Below are 18,537 nucleotides of genomic sequence, written 5' to 3'. Positions count from 1 at the left end.
ACTCCCTCGCATGACCTCGTTCAGCTACGCCGCGAACCCCGTCCGGGTGGTCTTCGGCTCCCTCGACGACGTCGGCGCGGAGGCCGACCGGCTGGGACTCGGGCGTGTCCTGCTCGTCGCCGGCCCGCGCTACGGCGACCGGGCCGCGGCCGCGCTCGGCCCCCGGCTGGCCGCGCGCTTCGAGGACGCGGCCATGCACACCCCGATCGACGTCACCGAGCGCGCGCTGAAGGTCGTCGCCGACCACGGCGTCGACGGCGTCGTCGCGGTCGGTGGCGGCTCGGCCACCGGGCTGGCGAAGGCGCTCGCCCTGCGCACCGACCTGCCGCAGCTGATCGTGCCCACGACGTACGCGGGCTCGGAGCTGACTTCGGTGCTCGGTGAGACGGCCGACGGCCGCAAGACCACGCAGCGGTCCCCGAAGGTGCGGCCCGAGGTGGTGCTCTACGACGTCGGCCTGACGCTCTCGCTGCCCGTGGCCACCTCGGCCGCGAGCGGGATCAACGCGCTCGCCCACGCCGTCGAGGCGCGCTACGCCCCGGACGCCAATCCGATGACGGACCTGCTCGCCGCGGAAGCGACGAGGCTGCTCGAGGACGCGCTGCCGCGGATCGTGGCCGATCCGTCCGATGTGGACGCGCGGACCGACGCCCTGCGCGGCGCGTGGCTGGCGGGTTCGTGCCTCGACAGCGTTTCGATGGGCCTGCACCACAAGCTGTGCCACCACCTCGGCGGCAAGTTCGGGCTGCCGCACGCCGAAACCCACGCCGTCCTGCTCCCGTACGTCATGGCGCACCTGGGTCTCGAAGACGCGAACGACGTCTTCGAGCTGACCGCGTCCCTGCCGATCCCGCACTCGCTGGCCGAACTCGGGCTCACCGAGCCCGACATCGCCGGCGAGCCCGAGGAAGACCTGCTGCGCCAGGCCCTGAACGGCACCCGCACGACGGCTACCCCGGTGCTCACGGCGCTCACGAAACAGGTCGTCGAGAGCTTCGCGGACGCGCCGGACCGCGTCCGCGAGCTGCTCACCGACCTCGTCGAGACGCTGCACGGCTACGCGATCCGCACCGACCTCACCCAGGACGAGTGGGAGTACGCGATCGGGTTCCTGACCCGCACCGGCCAGATTTCGAGCGACACCCGCCAGGAGTTCATCCTGCTGTCGGACACGCTCGGCGTGTCCAGCGTGGTCGACGTCCTGACCAACTCGCGCACACCCGACACCACACCGTCGGCCGTGCTGGGCCCGTTCTACGTCGAGGGCCCGCCGGAGACGCCGCAGGGCGCCGACCTCGCGGCCGGCCTGCCCGGTACTCCACTGTGGACGGACGTCCGGATCACCGACACCCACGGCGCCCCGGTTCCCGAGGCGGTCGTCGACGTCTGGCAGTCCAATGAGGACGGTTTATACGACGTCCAGCTCCCCGACCTCGACGGCCCGGTGCTGCGGGCGCGCTTCCGCACCGACGCCGACGGCCGGCTGCGGTTCTGGACCATCGTGCCGAGCGCGTACCCGATCCCCGCCGACGGGCCGGTCGGGCAGATGCTCGACGTCGCCGGCCGCCACCCCTACCGGGCGCCGCACGTGCACTTCATGATCGCCAAACCCGGCTACCGGACGCTCATCACGCAGCTGTTCGTCCGCGGCGGCGAATACCTGGACTCCGACACCGTGTTCGGCGTCAAGGACGGCCTGATCGTCGACTTCACCGAGCAGTCCGGGCCCGCCCCGGACGGCCGCGAGCCCGCGCTCTGGCGCCGGCTCGACTTCACTTTCCGCATCCAGCCCGGGAGCACGAGATGAGCTACGACACCGACGTCATAGTGATCGGCAGCGGCCCCGCCGGGGGCTCGGCGGCGCTGCTGCTCGCCACCTACGGCGTCCCCACGGTGCTCGCCACCAAATACGGCTGGATGGCCAACACGCCCCGCGCGCACATCACCAACCAGCGGACCATGGAGGTCTTCCGCGACCTCGGCGTCGAGGACCAGGCGCTGGCCGTCGGCACCCCGCCGGACCTGATGGGCGACACCGTGCTCTGCACGTCGCTGACCGGGCCGGAGATCGGCCGGATCGCCAGCTGGGGCACCGGCGCCGGGTCGGCGTCGGAGTACACCGCCGCGAGCCCGTGCCACATGATCGACCTGCCGCAGACCTACCTCGAGCCCATCCTGGCGAGCGAAGCCGCCGCGCGCGGCGCGAAACTGCGGCTGGACACCGAGTTCCTCGACTTCACCCAGGACGAGGACGGCGTCACCGCGCGGTTCCTCGACCGCGTGCGCGGTGACGAGTTCTCGTTGCGCGCCAAGTACCTGATCGGGGCCGACGGCGCGCGCAGCCGCGTCGCCGAGCTGGCCGGCCTGCCGATCGCCGGGCAGACCGGCAAGGCGGGCAGCATGAACATCACGTTCACCGCGGACCTCGCGCCGTACGTCGCGCACCGGCCGAGCGTCCTCTACTGGGTGATGCGGCCGGGCGCGCACCTCGGCGGGATCGGGATGGGCCTGGTCCGGATGGTGCGGCCGTGGAACCAGTGGCTGCTGACCTGGGGTTACGACATCGAGCAGGCGCCGCCCGAGGTCGACGTCGAAGAGGCGACGCGGCTGGTGCGCGACCTCGTCGGCGACCCGGACCTCGACGTCGAGATCACCTCGACGTCCCTGTGGACGGTCAACCACAACTACGCGACGGAGTACCGCAACGGCCGGGTGTTCTGCGCCGGGGACGCCGTGCACCGGCACCCGCCGTCCAACGGGCTCGGGTCGAACACGTCCGTCCAGGACTCCTACAACCTGGCGTGGAAGCTCGCGATGGTCGTGCGCGGCGAAGCGGGTGAAGGCCTGCTGGACAGCTACACCGCCGAGCGCGCGCCGGTCGGCAAGCAGATCGTCGACCGGGCGAACCTCAGCCGTGACCAGTTCGGGCCGATCTTCGCCGCGCTCGGCATCGCCGGCGACACGGATTCCGACGGCATCACCGCGGGCCTCGAAACCTGCCTCGCGCCGACGCTCGAGGGCGCGTCGAAACGGCGTGAGCTGGCGAAGGCGATCGAGCTGAAGCACTACGAGTTCAACGCGCACGGCGTCGAGATGGACCAGCGCTACATCTCCGGCGCGGTGCTGCCCGACGGCGTCGCGCCGACGGATTCCGGGCGCGATCCCGAGCTGTTCCACCGGCCCAGCACCGAGCCGGGCGCGAAGCTGCCGCACGCGTGGCTGGTCGGCGCACACGGCCGCCGGGTGTCCACTTTGGACGTTGTCGGCGGTGGCCGCTGGACGGTGCTGACCGGCCTCACCGGCACCGCCTGGGGCGACGCCGCGGCCAAGGTGGGCGCGGAACTGGGCCTCGACCTGCGGACGGTGCGCGTCGGCGACCCGGAGACCCGCGACGCCTACGGCGACTGGTCCCGCCTCAGCGGCATCGACGAGGACGGCTGCCTGCTGGTCCGCCCGGACGGCTACATCGCCTGGCGCAGCCACACGTCGTCCCCCACGGCGGTCCCCACCCTCCTGGCCGCCCTCCGCGACTTGCTCGACCGCCCGTAACGGGAATCTCGCGTACCTGGAGGGTCGGCTCGCGTACCTGGACAGTCGGCTCGCGTATCTGGAGGGTCGGTTCGTGAGCCGACTCCTTGGGTACGCGAGCCGACCCACTGGGTACGCGAGCCGACCCTCTGGGTACGCCGGTTACGGGGTCGTGATGCCGGTGAAGGTGACCGGGATCTTCGGCGGGCCGCTGCCGTCGCCCATGCCGGGCTTGGCCGGGTCGACGCCGGCGGTGGCCACCTGGTCGAGCACCGCCAGGCCGGCGTCGTCGATGCTGCCGAACACCGTGTACTCCGGCGGGATCCGGGTGTCCCCGTACACCAGGAAGAACTGGGAGCCGCCCGTGTCGGGTTCGGACGTCTTCGCCATTGCGAGGATGCCGCGGCCGTACGTCAGTTCGGGGAACGTCTCGTCCTTGATCGTGTAGCCGGGGCCGCCGGTGCCGTCGCCGATCGGGTCGCCGCACTGCAGCATCCGCAGACCGTCCGCCACCGAAAGCCGGTGGCACGACGTGCCGTCGTAGAACCCTTGCTCGGCCAGGCTCAGGAAGTTGACCACGGTGCACGGCGCCAGCGCGCGGTCCAGCGTCAGCCCGATGGCGCCGGCGCTGGTCGCGAGCCGCACCGGGATGGTGCCCGACGACGGCGCCGGGCCGTCCGGCGGCAGCGTGGCCTTCTTGGGCGCGGGGGTGCCGGGGGCGGGGGTGAACGCGCACGTGATCGGGTCGGCGAGCGGCCTCGGCCGCTTCGGCAACGGGACCCGGCCGCCCGCCGCCGGCACCGAGGCGCTCGGCGACGCGATCCTCGCGGGCGGCTGCGAGGAGGACGGCGCCGTCGTGAACCACACGCCGTCCGCGTTGCCCTCCGGCTTCCGGAGGAACCCGGGTTCTCCCCAAGCCAGGAAGGCGAGCACCATCACGACGACCACGACCACCGAGCCGGTGATCAGCACGACGGCCGCCGGCGACGTCTTCTTCGGCGGCCGCGGCGGCTGCCACTGCGGATACCCGTAAGGCGGCCCCGGCTCGCTCATCAGCGCTCCCCTCGTCGAGAGCCCCATTCTGCCGGGAAGACCACCCGTCCGGGTGAGAACGGCCGAGGAACTCCCCGGCCGCTCGCGCCCCCGGGGACGTTCGACCGCATCGACGGCTAGGGCAGCGGCGGCAGCGCCGGGGTGTCCAGCCAGCGGGTGAAGAACGTCCCCAGAGAGCGGCCCGCGTGCTCCTCCGCCAGCGCGACGAACCCGTCCGTCGTGACCAGTCCGTGCCGGTGTCCGGTCGTCCACGCCTTCAGCAACGCGAAGAACGCCGGATCCCCGATCTCCGCCCGCAATGCGTGCAGCGTCAGCGCGCCGCGCTTGTAGACGCGCTCGTCGAACATCCGGGCCACGCCGGGGTCGGCGACGCGGACGTCGGCCGGCTTGGCCTTCATCCGGGTGTGCCAGGTGCGCGCCAGGGTCTGCGCCGGCTCGCCGCCCGACTCCTCCGACCACAGCCACTCGGCGTAGGTCGCGAAGCCCTCGTTCAGCCAGATGTGGCGCCAGTCGGCCACCGTCAGGCTGTTGCCGAACCACTGGTGCGCCAGTTCGTGCACCACGAGCCGCTCGTACGTGCGGCGGCCGTCGACGTGGTTGGCGCCGAAGATCGACATGCCCTGCGCTTCGATCGGGTCGTCGAGGTCGTCGTCGGTCACGACGATCTGGTACTCGCCGAACGGGTACGGGCCGAACAGCCGCTGCAGGACCTCCATCATCCGGCCCTGCCGGCCGAAGTCGTGCTCGAACGGCCGGCGCAGCCGCGGCGGCACGGCGGCGCTTTGCGGCACGGTCTCGTGGACCGCTTCCACCTGCCCGCTCGCGCGCCCGATGTCGACGCTCAGCCGGCGCGCGACCGCGCCCATGCGCGAGAACCAGCCCCCGCCGCTCAGGTCGACGTCGTCGTAGCGGCCGATCTGCACGCTCATCAGGTAGGTCGCCGTCGGCTCGTGCCGTTCGAAGACCCACTTCGTCGTGCTGGCCGAGGTGTAGCGGTCGACGAGCTCGCCGGTGACCGCGACCAGGTAGGGCGACGACGTCGTGACGGTGACCCGGTAGGCGGCTTTGTCCGACGGGTGGTCGTTGCAGGGGAACCACGACGGCGCGCCGACCGGCTGGCTCGCCACGAGCGCGCCGTCGGTCAGCTCGTCCCAGCCGACGTCACCCCAGCGGCTCCCCACCGGACGCGGGTTGCCGACGTAGAACACCTCGACGGTGAACCCGCTGCCGGCGGCGATCGCCTTCTGCGGCTTGACGTGCAGCTTCCGCACGCGCTTGAGGTACTTCGCGGGCTTGCCGTCGACCAGCACGCGGTTGATCCGGAACTCGCCGAAGTCGAGGCTGACGCGGGAAAGCGACTGCGTCGCCTCGGCCGTGATCACCGCCGAAGCCGACAGCCGGTTCGGCGTGACCTTGTAGTCCAGGGTCAGGTCGTAGTGCCGGACCCGGTAACCGCCGTTGCCGTGCGCCGGGAGGTACGAGTCGCCTGAGGTGTCCGCGCCGGGTGCGGGAGCGGAGGCCTTCGAAATCACCCGTTGCGGACCTTTCTTCGTGCGTACCCGGACCAGGCTCGCACGGACGGGTGAGTCGGGCGAGCCAGGTGGGTACTTCGTGACCTTCTACTTACCCGTCCACGCGGAGATCGGGTTGCCGAGCCAGCGGGAGTCGGGCGGCACCTCGTCGCCGCGGGTCACCAGGGACCCGGGGCCGACCGTGGTGCGCGCGCCGATGCTCGCGCCCGGCAGCACGATGCCGTGCGGGCCGAGCGTCGCGCCCTCGTCGAGGGTCACCCGCGACATGCTCATGATCCGGTCGTGGAACAGGTGCGTCTGCACCACGCAGCCGCGGTTGATCGTCGCGCCGTCGCCCAGCTCGACGAGGTCGGCCTCGGGCAGCCAGTACGTCTCCAGCCACACACCGCGGCCGATCTTGACGCCCATCGTGCGCAGCCAGGCCGCCAGCAGCGGGGTGCCGCCGAGGGACCCGATCAGCCACGGCACGGCCAGCGTCTCGACGAAGGTGTCGGCGAGCTCGTTGCGCCAGACGAACGAGCTCCACAGCGGGTGGTCGACTTCGCGGAACTTCCCGACCAGCAGCCACTTCATCACGGTCGCGGTCAGCGCCGCGACGATCCCGGCGGCCAGCAGGGCGGGCCCGGCGAGCAGCACGGCGACGCCGAAGCCGAAGGTCGAGGCCGCCCACAGCAGGCCGAACGCGACCGTGACGCTCAGCGCGACCCCGCACATGACCGGGATGATCCGGCACAGTTCGACCAGCGCCCGCGCCGCTTTGAGGTGCAGCGCCGGGGTGTAGGTGCGGCTCGTGTCGGCGTCGCCGATCGCGCGGCGGACCGGCAGCGGCGGCATGCCGAGGTACGACGAGCCCTTCTTCGCCCGCAGCGGCGTCGAGGACAGGACGCCGACGAGCCCGCGCTTGGGTACCGAACGGCCGGGCGCGGTCATCCCCGAGTTGCCGAGGAAGGCCTGCTTGCCGATCCGGGCCGGGGCGACGTGCAGCCAGCCGTGGCCGAGCTCGTAGGTGGCCACCATGGTGTCGTCGGCCAGGAACGCGCCGCTGTCGACCTGGGTCATCTTCGGCAGCGCGAGCACCGTCGACGCCTCGACGTTGCGCCCCACCTTCGCGCCGAGCAGCCGCAGCCACACCGGCGTGAACAGGCTGGCGTACAACGGGAACAGGCCTTCGCGGGCCATGCTCATCAGCCGCTCGGTGGCCCAGACCTGCCACGCGACGCGGCCGTGGACCGGGTGGTAACCCTCGACCATGCCGATGCTCAGGGACCGGACGCCGACGAGCACGAACAGCATGTAGGTCAGGAAGTACGCGGCGGTCGCGACCGGCACGAAGAGCAGCGCCTGGGTGAACGCGGCCGGCAGCGTCGGCGCGCCGGCGATCGCGTAACCCAGCACCGCCACGCCCGGGAGCGCGGCGAGGCCCGGCAGGAAGCCGAGGATCACCGAGGTCACGCCGTACACGGTCGCCCAGAAGTGCGACCGCGGCGGGCGGCTCGACGGCCACTTCAGCGCGTCCTTCGCGTCCTTGCCGTCCTTGCCGACGGGGGCGGCGGGCGAACCGGCCCAGTGCTGGCCGGCCTTCACCGCGCCGCGGACGGTCGACCCGGCCGCGATCTCCGCGCCCTTGCCGATGCGGACGCCGGAGAACAGCGTGCTGCGCGCGCCGATCCGGGCCTCCGCGCCGATGCGGACCTTGCCGATGTGCACGCGGTCGCCGTCGACCCAGTGGCCGGACAGGTCGACCTCGGGCTCGACGGCGGCGCCGCGGCCCAGTTTGAGGAAGCCGGTGACCGGCGGCGGCGAGTGCAGGTCGACGTCCTTGGCGATGCGCGCGCCGAGAGCCTTGGCGTAGGTCGTCATCCAGGACGCGCCGGCGACGCTGTCCGCGCCGGAGAACTCGGCGAGCTTCTCGGCCGTCCACAGGCGCAGGTGGACGCTGCCCCCACGCGGGTAGGTACCGGGCCGCACGCCGGACAGCAGCACGCGGGCGCCGCCCGCGGCGATCGCGATCCGCCCGGCCGGGCTGAACAGCACGGCCCAGGCCAGCACGAGCCACGCCCAGTTCAGCGTCGGCGCCCAGGCGAGCCCGAGCAGGGACAGGACGTTCGACAGCGCGGCGGCGAGGGTCGCCCAGCGCAGGCCGACCAGCCCCATCAGCGGGACCATCAGCAGCGTCTGGATCACCCCGGCACGGCGCTTGGTCGGCGCGATGTCCCGGCGTTCGGTGGCCTGGCCGCTCAGCGCGTCCAGCATCGCGGCCAGCGCGCCCAGCTTCGGGTAGGAGTAGATGTCGGCGACCGACACCTGCGGGTGCCGGGTGCGGATCCGCGCGACGACCTGGGCGGCGGTCAGGCTGCCGCCGCCGTGGGTGAAGAAGTCGGCCTTCGGGTCGTCGACCGACACCCCGAGGATCTCGGCCCAGCCCTCGGCGAGCCACGCCTGGGTCGGGGACAGCCCGGCCGCGTCCACTGTGGACAGTGGCCACGGGAGGGCGTTGCGGTCGACCTTGCCGGAAGTGCGGGTGGGCAGGTCTTCGACGACGGCGAGCAGCGGCACCAGCGCGGCGGGCAGGTGCTCGCGCAGCCGGGTCGCGGCCTCGTCGTGCCGGAAAGTCACGCCCGGCGCCGGGACGACGTACCCGACGAGAACCTGGTTGCCCGCCTTGGTGCGGCGGATCGCGGCGGCCGCGCCCTGCACGCCCGGCAGGGCCTGCAGCGCGGCGTCGACCTCGCCCAGCTCGATGCGGCGGCCGCCGAGCTTGACCTGCTCGTCGAGCCGGCCGAGGAACAGCAGGCCGTCGGCTTCGGCGCGGACCATGTCACCCGAGCGGTAGGCGCGCTGCCAGCCCAGCGACGGCAGGGCCGCGAACTTCTCGGCGTCCTTCTCCGCGTCGAGGTAGCGGGCCAGGCCGACGCCGCCGATGACGAGCTCGCCGGTCTCGCCCATGGCGACCGGCTGCCCCTCGTCGTTGACCACGGCCAGCTGCCAGCCCGAAAGGGGCAGGCCGATCCGGACCGGGCCTTCGCCGGTCAGCTGCGCGGCGCAGGCGACGACGGTGGCTTCGGTGGGACCGTAGGTGTTCCAGACCTCGCGGCCTTCGACGGCGACGCGCTCGGCCAGCTCCGGCGGGCACGCTTCGCCGCCGAAGATGAGCAGGCGGACGTCTTCGAGCGCGTCGGCGGGCCACAGCGCGGCCAGCGTCGGCACGGTGGAGACCACGGTGATGCTCTGCGCGACCAGCCACGGGCCGAGGTCGACGCCGGTGCGGACCAGCGCGCGCGGCGCCGGCACCAGGCAGGCGCCGTGGCGCCAGGCCAGCCACATCTCTTCGCAGGAGGCGTCGAAGGCGACGCTCAGCCCGGCCAGCACGCGGTCGCCCGGGCCGATCGGCTCCTCGGTGAGGAAGAGCTCGGCCTCGGCGTCGACGAACGCGGCGGCGGAGGCGTGCGTGACCGCGACGCCCTTGGGCTTGCCGGTGGAGCCGGAGGTGAAGATGATCCAGGCGTCGTCGGCCGGGCCGGGGACACCCTCGCGGCCACCAGGTGTGCTGTGGACGTTGATCTTGCCGTCGGTGGCGACCGCCGCGACCTGGGCCTCTTCGAAGACGAGCTCGGCGCGCTCGTCCGGGTCGTCCGCGTCGACCGGCACGTAGGCGGCGCCGACGGACAGGGTGGCGAGGATCGCGACGTACAGCTCGGCGGTGCCGGAGGAGATCCGGATGCCGACGCGGTCCCCGACGCCGACGCCGTACCCGCGCAGGCGGCGGCCGTAGACGTCGATCTCTTCGAGGAGCCGGCGGTAGGTCAGGGTGGTGGTGCCGTCGTCGATCGCGGCGGCGTTGGGGTGGCGCTCGGCCGTGGCGGCGAGGACGTCGAGCAGCGTGCGCTCGCTCGCGCCGAGCCCGGACCAGAAGAGAGCACGGTCGGCGACGGGGGACGTCGACGGCGCGTGGGTCACCTCGGCGACGCAGGGCAGCGGCGCGGTCATTTCCGAAGCGGATTCAGCCGGTTCTACCGTGACGGTCATCGCCCGGACACCCCGAGCGTGACGAAGACGTGCAGCAACGAACTATGGGCGCACAAGCCCATCACTCACCTTCCGCGAGCCTCTATCGGGCTTGCACTCCGGAATGAGGCGCCCGCAACGACCCTCAACCATACTCGCGGATCAAGGAAAGATATCTCCCGGGTCACGGCGGAGTGTCGGACCTCACGCCCCGGACGAACCCGGGTGACGCGCAGGTCACACGCGCGATCAACCGGCCGAGACGGCGCCCGGCCGAAGATTCGTCCGGGCGCCGTGTCGTCCATCCAGGTACGCGTGTCGTCCGTCCAGGCACGCGTGTTCGCCGGAACGGGTCAGGAAATCACCGGGATTTGGCGGGCCTGGCCGCTTTTCCGCCGGCCTTCGGCCGCGCCTTCTTTTCGCGGATGCGCACATTCACCCGAACGGGGCTGCCTTCGAAGCCGAACTGCTCGCGGAACTTCCGCTCGATGAACCGGCGGTAGCCCGCCTCGAGGAAGCCGGTGGTGAACAGCACCAGCGTCGGCGGCCGGATGCCGGCCTGCGTCGCGAACAGCACCTTCGGCTGCTTGCCGCTGCGGACCGGCGGCGGGGTGGCCGCGATCAGGTCGGACAGCCACGCGTTGAGCTGACCGGTCGGCACCCGCTTGTCCCACGACGCCAGCGCCGTCCGCAGTGCCGGAGCGATCTTGCGCACCGACCGCCCGGTCAGCGCCGAGACGTTGACCTTCTCGGCCCACGGGACGCGGACCAGGCCGCGGTCCAGCTCGCGGACCATGGCGTGCCGGCGGTCCTCGTCGACCAGGTCCCACTTGTTGAACACCAGCACGCACGCGCGCCCGGCCTCGACGACCATGCTCAGCACCCGCAGGTCCTGCTCCGAGATGGGCTCGGCGGCGTCCAGCAGCACGACCGCGACCTCGGCCGCGTCGATCGCCGTCTTGGTGCGCAGCGAGGCGTAGTACTCGGCGCCCGCGGCGAAGTTGACGCGCTTGCGCAGGCCCGCGGTGTCGATGAACCGCCAGGTCTCGCCGTCCAGCTCGACCAGCGAGTCGACCGGGTCGACCGTGGTGCCGGCCACCGAGTCGACGACCGAGCGCTCCTCGCCCGAGAGCTTGTTCAGCAGGCTCGACTTGCCGACGTTCGGCTTCCCGACCAGCGCGACGCGCCGCGGGCCCGACGTCGCCGCGACGCCTTCGCGCGGCGCCTCGGGCAGGGTCTTGAGGATGGCGTCGAGCAGGTCACCGGAGCTGCGGCCGTGCAGCGCGCTGACCGGGTGCGGCTCGCCGAGGCCGAGCGACCACAGCGACGCGGTGTCCGCGAGCAGCCGGTCGTCGTCGACCTTGTTCGCCACGAGCAGCACCGGCTTCTTCGAGCGGCGCAGCACCTTGGACGCGGCTTCGTCGGTGGCCGTGGCCCCGACCGAGGCGTCGATCACCAGCAGGATCGCGTCGGCGGTCTGCATGGCCAGCTCGGCCTGCGCGGCGACGGAGGCCTGCAGCCCGGTCGCGTCCGGCTCCCAGCCGCCCGTGTCGACCAGGGTGAACTTGCGCCCGCCCCAGTAGGCGTCGTAGGCGACGCGGTCGCGGGTGACGCCCGGCACGTCCTGCACCACGGCTTCGCGGCGGCCGATGATGCGGTTGACCAGCGTGGACTTGCCCACGTTCGGCCGCCCGACGACGGCGAGCACCGGCTGCGCGAGCGCGGCCTCCTCGGCCGCTTCCGCCGCCTCGATCTGCGCGTCGATCCTGGCGAACTCGGTCTCGTCCGACCAGGTGCCGTCGACTTCGCCGACGCTGTCCAACGCCGCCGATGTGATTTCTCCCGCAGAGGCGGAATCGAACTCAGCCATCACTACCCAATTTCCCTTATGGCGTACCGAAACCGTTTTCGGCACGCCAATCGTCCAAAGTCTTCACGAGCGCCGCGAGCTCGCCGCGCAGCTCCTCGGTGCCCTGGTCGAGCCCGGTCTTCCCGGGTCCGACCTTCGGTGTGAACGGCTCCCCCACGAGGATGTCCACGCGCGGGCGCCAGCGCCGCTTGCCGTTCGCGGGCCGCAGCGTCCCGCGGGTCGCCACCGGCAGCACGACCGCGTCCGACGCCCGGACCAGCCACGCCGCGCCGCGCTCGGCCGCGCCGACGTCCCCGGCGCCGCGGGTGCCCTCGGGAAAGATCCCGACGACGCCGCCGTCCTTGAGCACGCCGACCGCCGTCATCAGCGGTTTGCGGTCGATCGCCCCGCGCTTGAGCGGGATCTGCCCGATCGCCAGGAAGAACTTCCCGACGATCCCGGCGAACAGCTCGGCCTTGACCAGGAACGCCGAACGCCGCGGCAGCATTCCGAAGATCAGCTGCGGCTCGATGAACGAGCTGTGGTTGGCGACCACCAGCACCGGCCCGGACGCGGGCATCCGCTCGCGCCCGTGCACCCGGATCCGGAAGACCGCCCGCAGATGGTACCGGCCGAAGAGCCGCCCGGCGTCGTGGAGCCAGCCGACGGAGCCCTCGGGCAGTCCGGCCGCCGATTTTTTCGGGGGGTCCAGGGAGACTTGCCCCCCGGCCGGGGTCTGGGGCTCGGCCCCAGAGGACCCAGCTTTCATCGAGCTACCTCGGCGTTGCACCCCACCAGCAGGCCGCGGTGGCTGGCGAGCTCGCTGAGCGCGACGATCACCTGGTCGATGGACAGCTCGGACGTGTCGACCGGGACGGCGTCCTCGGCCGCGCGCAGCGGCGACGTCACGCGGGTCGAGTCGAGGTGGTCGCGGCGCTCGACGCTCGCCAGGGCGTCGGCGACCGACGACTTGCGCCCGGCCGCGGAGTCCTGGGTGCTGCGCCGCGACGCGCGGACGTCGGCCGACGCGGTCAGGTAGACCTTGAGCGGCGAGTCCGGCGCGACGACGGTGCCGATGTCCCGGCCTTCGACGACGATCCCGCCGACGGTGTCGAGCACCTCGTCGATGATCCGCCGCTGCCGCGCGACGAGCAGTTCGCGCACGTGCGGCACGGCCGAGACGGGCGAGACGGCCCTGGTGACCTCGGGCCCGCGGATGTCTGCGGCGACGTCCTCGCCGGCGAGGCGGATCTCGGGCCGGTCGGGGCTGGTCCCGATGGCGAAGTCGGCGTTGTCGGCGAGCTTCGCGACGGCCTGGGCGTCGGCCGGATCGACGTCCGCGCGCAGCACGGCGAGGGTGACCATCCGGTACATCGCGCCGGTGTCGAGGTAGCCGGCGCCGAGGCGCTGGGCGAGCTTGCGCGCGACGGTGGTCTTCCCGGTCCCCGACGGGCCGTCCAGCGCGACCACACCTCGTAGGGCTCCCGTCACCGGCACTCTCCTCGCGTTCTCGTCTCGTTCGGGCCGTACCCCATTCTGCCGGGCGGGGTGCGAACGGGATCAGTCGGGACGCCTTCGCCCCGGAGCGCAACGCCGTGAGGGGCACCCTCACGGCATCGGCGCCGAGGCGGACCCGCCGCGAAGCGGGCGACCTCGACCGTGTCGACCCTCCAGACACACGAGCCGACCCTCCAGGTACGCGAGCCGACCGTCCAGGTACGCGGGTCGACCGTCCAGGTACGCGAGCCGACCATCCAGGTACGCGGGTCGACCCCCAAACACGCGAGCCGACCCTCCGGGTACGCGAGCCGACCGTCCGGGTACGCGAGCCGTCCGTCCGGGTACGCGAGCCGACCGGACGCCACCGCCGGGCGCAATGCCGTGAGGGGCACCCTCATGGCTTATAAGTCCCTGAAGGTGCCCTTCACGGCATACGGCGTCAGGTGCCGGGCGCGCCGAAGCGGGCGACCACCACGGCCAGCCGCTCCGCGTGGTTCTCCGGGGAAAGCCGGTGGCCGCGGTCCAGCGTGACGAGTCCGTGGAGCGCGCCCCAGAACACCTCGGTCAGCGTGCCCGGCTGCTGGCCGCCGGCCACCGGCTCGACCACCGCGAACAGGCCCGCGAAGGCCTCCTGGAGCACGGGTGGCGTGTCGTCCCGCGCGAAGGGCAGGTCCGACGCCAGCGTGAACATCGCGTCGTAGAGCGCGGGCTTGGCGTCGGCGAAGGCGACGTACGCGCCCGCGACCCCGGCGACACCGCCTTCGCGAGCAGAAGCCAGCACTGCGGCCAGCTCGGCGAAGCCCTCCAGCGCGGCCGCCGCCATGATCGCGTCCTTGCCGCCCGGGAAGTGGCTGTAGAGCACCGGCTGGCTGTACTCGATCAGCGCCGCGAGCCGCCGTGTGGTGACGGCGTCCCAGCCCTCCGCCTCGGCCAGCTCCCGGGCCGCGGAGACGATCCGCTGCCCGCGCTCGGTCCGGTCGCGCACTCGGCGCTGTCGCTGGGTCATGCCGCTGATACTAGCACCGCTAGACAATCTAGCGCCGCTAAGTTAGCGTTGCTAGTATCGCTAGCACCGCTAGAAAACTGGAGGGAAACACCATGCTCGTCGCCGGTTACGTCCTCGTCGCGATCGTCTCGCTCGGCATCATCTACGTCGGCCTCAACTACCTCTTCGCGCCGGCCAAGATCGCCGCCGGCTTCGGTTTCACCGAGGTCCCCGAAAACGCCGAAAGCTTCCTCAACGTCAAGGGCGGCCGGGACATCGGGGCCGGGCTGATCCCGCTGGCCCTGATGATCTACGGCGACCCGCACGCGCTCGGCTGGGCCATCCTCGCCGCGGCCGTCTGGCCCGTCCTCGACATGCTGATCGTTCTGCGCCACGGCGGGAAGAAGGTCATCGCGTACAGCGTCCACGGCCTGACCGCGCTCGTGATGGTCATCGCGGCGGGCCTGCTGCTTCTCGGCTGAAAGTCGCGAATCGGACACGTGGGTTACGGTGGTTGGGTGAACGTCGAAGTAACTCCCCTGCCCGGCATCGGGGTCCGCAAGGACTTCGCCACCCGTACCGGCCGCCGCCTCGGCGTCGTCACCCAGCGGGACGGTCACATCGAGTTGATCGTCTCCAAGTCCGACGATCCCGATACGTGCGTCGCTTCGATCCCGCTGACCGCCGACGAAGCCGGCGCGCTGGCCAACCTGCTCGGCGCGCCCCAGCTGGTCGCGCAGCTGACCGAGGAGCACCGGGACCTGCCCGGGATCAGCACCCGGCAGCTGCCGATCAAGCAGTCCGGCCCGTTCGACGGCCGCACGCTCGGCGACACGGCGATGCGCACCCGCACCGGGGTTTCGGTGGTCGCGGTGGCGCGCGCCGGCCAGGTGCACCCCTCGCCGACGCCGGACTTCACCCTCACCGGGGGCGACCTGCTGGTGGCGGTGGGCACCGGCGAGGGCCTCGAGGCCGCCGTCAAGATCCTGAAGTACGGCTGAGCGCACGATGGACCACACCGCGCTGTCCCTGATCGAACTGGGGGCGGTCTTCTTCGTGCTGGGCGTGCTCGGGCGCCTGGCCGGGAAGATCGGCCTCTCCCCCATCCCGCTCTACCTGCTCGGCGGCCTCTGTTTCGGCTCCGGCGGGCTGATCCCGCTCACCGACATCGGCGGCTTCACGCACCTGGCCAGCGAAATCGGCGTCGTGCTGCTGCTCCTGTTGCTCGGCCTGGAGTACTCCGCGGCCGAGCTGTTCACCGGGCTGCGCCGCTCGTGGACGGCCGGGCTGGTCGACATCGTCCTCAACGCCGCCCCGGGCGCGGCCGTGGCGCTGCTGCTGGGCTGGGGCCCGGTCGGCGCGATGGTGATGGCGGGCGTCACGTACATCTCGTCGTCCGGGATCGTCGCCAAGGTCCTCGGCGACCTCGGCCGGCTCGGCAACCGCGAGACGCCGGTGGTGCTGTCGATCCTCGTGTTCGAAGACCTGGTGATGGCGCTCTACCTGCCGATCCTCACCGCGGTGCTGGGCGGCGTCTCGTTGCTGGGCGGCATGGAAGCCGTCGGGATCTCGCTGCTGGTGATCACCGTGGTGCTGGTGATCGCGCTGAAGTTCGGCCGGTACGTCTCGGCCGCGGTCGACAGCCCGGACCGCGAGGTGTTCCTGCTCAAGGTGCTCGGCGCCGCGCTGCTGGTGGCGGGGGTCGCGTCGGCGATGCAGGTGTCGGCCGCGGTCGGCGCGTTCCTGCTCGGCATCGCGATCTCCGGCTCGACGGCGGAGAACGCGACGCACATGCTCGAGCCGCTGCGGGACCTGTTCGCCGCGGTGTTCTTCGTGGTGTTCGGCCTCAACACGAACCCGGCGTCGATCCCGCCGGTGCTCGGCTGGGCCGTGGTGCTCGCGGTGATCACGACGCTGACGAAGGTCGCCACCGGCTGGTGGGCCGCGCGCCGCCAGGGCATCGGGAAGATGGGCCGGGCGCGCGCCGGAGCTTCGTTGGTGGCCCGCGGCGAGTTCTCGATCGTCATCGCCGGCTTGGCGGTGACGGCGGGCGCGGTGGACGGCGAACTGGCCGCCCTCGCCACCGCGTACGTCCTGCTGATGGCGATCCTCGGCCCGACGGCGGCCCGGGTCGTCGAGCCGATCGCCCGCGCCCTGCAACGGAAATCGGCCACCCGCACCGCTCCCGCCGAAGCGAGCTAGCGTCGGCGCAAAGCCGTGAAGGCCCGGCCCGCCGACGGTACGAACGCGCCGCCATCGGGGGTCGGGTGGGTTGATGCCGCCGGGAGGACTCCGGCCAGCGGGACCGACACCGACGTGCGGGCCAGGTCCACCGTGACGCGTCCTGGCTGGGCCGGTCCGCGGATGAAGCTGCCGTCCGTGCCGCCGATGATCAGGGCCAGCGCGTGGCCCTTCGGCACGACGTGGTCCGTCGACGCCAGGCGGAACGTCATCGTGTACGCCGTCCCCGGCGTCAGGACCCGTTCCTGCGTAAGGGAAGCGTAGTTCGCGAGGTCCGCCCAGCCGCGGCTGAGGATCGTGTAGTTCACCTTCTTCACGTCCGCGGAGGCCACGCGGTAACACCCGTCGTCACCCGCCGTCGACGAGCCCCAGCAGTTCTCCGTCGTCCCCGTCTTGATGCCCTCGCCGCTGCCCGCGAAGTTGCGGATCGTCGCGGGGCCGAGGTCCACGAGCAGCGCCGAAAGCCGCGCCGACGCCGTGCCCGGGGTCGCCGTGACCGTCAGCGAAGACGTCCCGGACACCTGCAGGGCCGAGGTCAGCGTGCCGGTCGAGTAGGTCAGCGCCGCGCTGCCCGGGTTCGTGACCCAGGTGTCCTCGCCCACGTTCGGGTTGTCGGTGAACGACGCCGTGCCCGACGCGGTCGCGGTGGCGAGCTTGCCGCCGGCCTGCGGGCGCAACGCCGTCGTGACGGCGTTCGCGGCCGGGTAGGCGGACTGGTCGGCCCACTGGTCCGGCTGCCGCTCGACGCTGGCCACCGGGCCGTTCTGGACGCCGTTGTCGAGCCCGAGCAGGTAGTGGTCGAACCAGCGGTGCAGCAGGTCGACCCAGTCGGCACGGCGGTAGTCGAACGGGTCGACGTGCCCGGTCTGGGCGAGCCAGATCTTGCGCTCGACGCCGTTCGCGGCCAGCGCGTCCCACCACTGCCCGAAGTTGATCGTCTTGACGTTGAGGTCGTTGACGCCGTGCGAAACCAGCACGCTGGCGTGGACGTTGCGCGCCTGGGCGACGTAGTCCCGCGCGGCCCACAGCGGCCCGTAGTCGCCGTTCGCGGTCGCGCCCGTGGTCAGGGCCTGGTTCTGCGCCGCGCAGTTCTGCCCGCTGTTGTTCGCCTCGACGGTCTGCGCCAGCCCGGCCGGGTTGAAGCCGAAGGTCGCGCCGTCCGAGCGGTAGTAGTCGTACCAGGAGCTGATCGCCGAGATCGGCACGATGGTCTTCAGCCCGGCGACCCCGGTCGCGGCGACGCCGTTGGCGATCGTGCCGTCGTAGGACTTGCCGATCATGCCGACGTTCCCGGTGCTCCAGCCCGCCGTCACGGCGCTGCCGCCGGTCTTCGCGCTGTACCCGGTGGCGCGGCCGTTCAGCCAGTCGACCACCTTGCGAGCCGAGTCGACGTCCGAAGCGCCGCCGACGTCCGCGCAGCCGGCCGAGCGGTTCGTCCCGGCCAGGTCGACGAGCACCACCGCGTACCCGCGCGGCACGAAGTAGTTGTCGTAGAACAGGGGGAACTTCACCGGCTTCCCGGCGCTGTCGTAGCTCTTCAGCTCGCTCTCGTTGCCGCGCCCGCAGCACGAGTAGTACGGGCTGGCGTCCATGATCACCGGCACCTCGGTGCCCGCCGCCGCGGGTTCGGCCGGCCGCACGACGTCGGCGGCGACCCGGTCGGGCTTGCCGTCGCCGTCACCGTCGTGGCCGATGTCGACCCAGACGGTCTCGCGGATCGCCTTCGAGTAGTCGTAGACCGGTTCGCTCGCCCGGGGCGCCGCGGCCACCGCGGGGGTGAGCGCGCCGAACAGGACCACCGCGAGGATTCCGCACACCAGACCGGATCGCATGCGCGTCACGCT

13 protein-coding genes are annotated in these 18,537 nt (G+C 72.1%); 5 read left to right on the top strand and 8 right to left on the bottom strand.

The genetic code is table 11. The features are described from left to right. Positions 1 to 10 precede the first annotated feature (10 nt). Complete coding sequence (locus OG494_RS05030; protein WP_328452399.1) at positions 11 to 1,807, top strand: maleylacetate reductase and hydroxyquinol 1,2-dioxygenase domain-containing protein; 1,797 nt, start codon at positions 11 to 13, stop codon at positions 1,805 to 1,807. Next, positions 1,804 to 3,549 carry an FAD-dependent monooxygenase gene (locus OG494_RS05025; protein WP_328452397.1) on the top strand — a complete coding sequence of 582 codons (1,746 nt, stop codon included), beginning with the start codon at positions 1,804 to 1,806 and terminating at the stop codon, positions 3,547 to 3,549. Before OG494_RS05030 ends, OG494_RS05025 begins: the two co-directional genes overlap by 4 nt. A gap of 141 nt (positions 3,550 to 3,690) precedes the next feature. Here OG494_RS05025 and OG494_RS05020 read toward each other — a convergent pair whose 3' ends face one another. From OG494_RS05020 to OG494_RS04990, 7 genes are all read right to left on the bottom strand, one after another. Next, the gene (locus tag OG494_RS05020) at positions 3,691 to 4,581 is read right to left on the bottom strand and encodes a peptidylprolyl isomerase (RefSeq protein WP_328452395.1); all 891 of its coding nucleotides are present in this window, start codon (positions 4,579 to 4,581) and stop codon (positions 3,691 to 3,693) included. A gap of 116 nt (positions 4,582 to 4,697) precedes the next feature. Then, on the bottom strand, positions 4,698 to 6,113 hold the full coding sequence (locus OG494_RS05015) for a M1 family metallopeptidase (RefSeq protein ID WP_328452394.1): 1,416 nt from the start codon (positions 6,111 to 6,113) through the stop codon (positions 4,698 to 4,700). Positions 6,114 to 6,200: 87 nt separating this feature from the next. Then, positions 6,201 to 10,139 carry a Pls/PosA family non-ribosomal peptide synthetase gene (locus tag OG494_RS05010; protein WP_328452393.1) on the bottom strand — a complete coding sequence of 1,313 codons (3,939 nt, stop codon included), beginning with the start codon at positions 10,137 to 10,139 and terminating at the stop codon, positions 6,201 to 6,203. 340 nt (positions 10,140 to 10,479) lie between these two features. Then, positions 10,480 to 11,988, bottom strand: a complete 1,509-nt coding sequence (der, locus tag OG494_RS05005; RefSeq protein WP_328452392.1) for a ribosome biogenesis GTPase Der — start codon at positions 11,986 to 11,988, stop codon at positions 10,480 to 10,482. A gap of 16 nt (positions 11,989 to 12,004) precedes the next feature. Continuing rightward, entirely contained in the window at positions 12,005 to 12,565 is a 561-nt protein-coding gene (locus OG494_RS05000) for a lysophospholipid acyltransferase family protein (protein ID WP_442874464.1), read from the bottom strand. A 167-nt stretch (positions 12,566 to 12,732) separates the two neighbouring features. Then, positions 12,733 to 13,437: a (d)CMP kinase gene (gene cmk, locus OG494_RS04995; RefSeq protein WP_328458873.1), complete on the bottom strand. Its 705-nt coding sequence runs from the start codon at positions 13,435 to 13,437 to the stop codon at positions 12,733 to 12,735. A gap of 469 nt (positions 13,438 to 13,906) precedes the next feature. Next, entirely contained in the window at positions 13,907 to 14,473 is a 567-nt protein-coding gene (locus tag OG494_RS04990; RefSeq protein WP_328452391.1) for a TetR/AcrR family transcriptional regulator, read from the bottom strand. A gap of 92 nt (positions 14,474 to 14,565) precedes the next feature. Between OG494_RS04990 and OG494_RS04985 the strand changes: the two genes are divergently transcribed. The 3 genes from OG494_RS04985 to OG494_RS04975 are packed head-to-tail and all read left to right on the top strand — an operon-like array spanning position 14,566 to position 16,654. After that, a complete protein-coding gene (locus OG494_RS04985) occupies positions 14,566 to 14,934 on the top strand; it encodes a DUF4267 domain-containing protein (RefSeq protein WP_328452389.1) in 369 nt (122 codons plus the stop codon). Between the two features lie 36 nt (positions 14,935 to 14,970). Then, positions 14,971 to 15,453, top strand: coding sequence for a cation:proton antiporter regulatory subunit (locus tag OG494_RS04980; protein ID WP_328452387.1), 483 nt, complete (start codon positions 14,971 to 14,973; stop codon positions 15,451 to 15,453). Between the two features lie 7 nt (positions 15,454 to 15,460). After that, entirely contained in the window at positions 15,461 to 16,654 is a 1,194-nt protein-coding gene (locus tag OG494_RS04975) for a cation:proton antiporter (RefSeq protein WP_328452385.1), read from the top strand. Here OG494_RS04975 and OG494_RS04970 read toward each other — a convergent pair. Then, a complete protein-coding gene (locus OG494_RS04970) occupies positions 16,651 to 18,525 on the bottom strand; it encodes a Xaa-Pro dipeptidyl-peptidase (protein ID WP_328452383.1) in 1,875 nt (624 codons plus the stop codon). The genes OG494_RS04975 and OG494_RS04970 overlap by 4 nt on opposite strands. Positions 18,526 to 18,537 lie beyond the last annotated feature (12 nt).

Source organism: Amycolatopsis sp. NBC_00438, assembly GCF_036026695.1.
Taxonomy (GTDB): Bacteria; Actinomycetota; Actinomycetes; order Mycobacteriales; family Pseudonocardiaceae; genus Amycolatopsis.
This window is presented reverse-complemented; position numbering and strand designations above follow the sequence as displayed.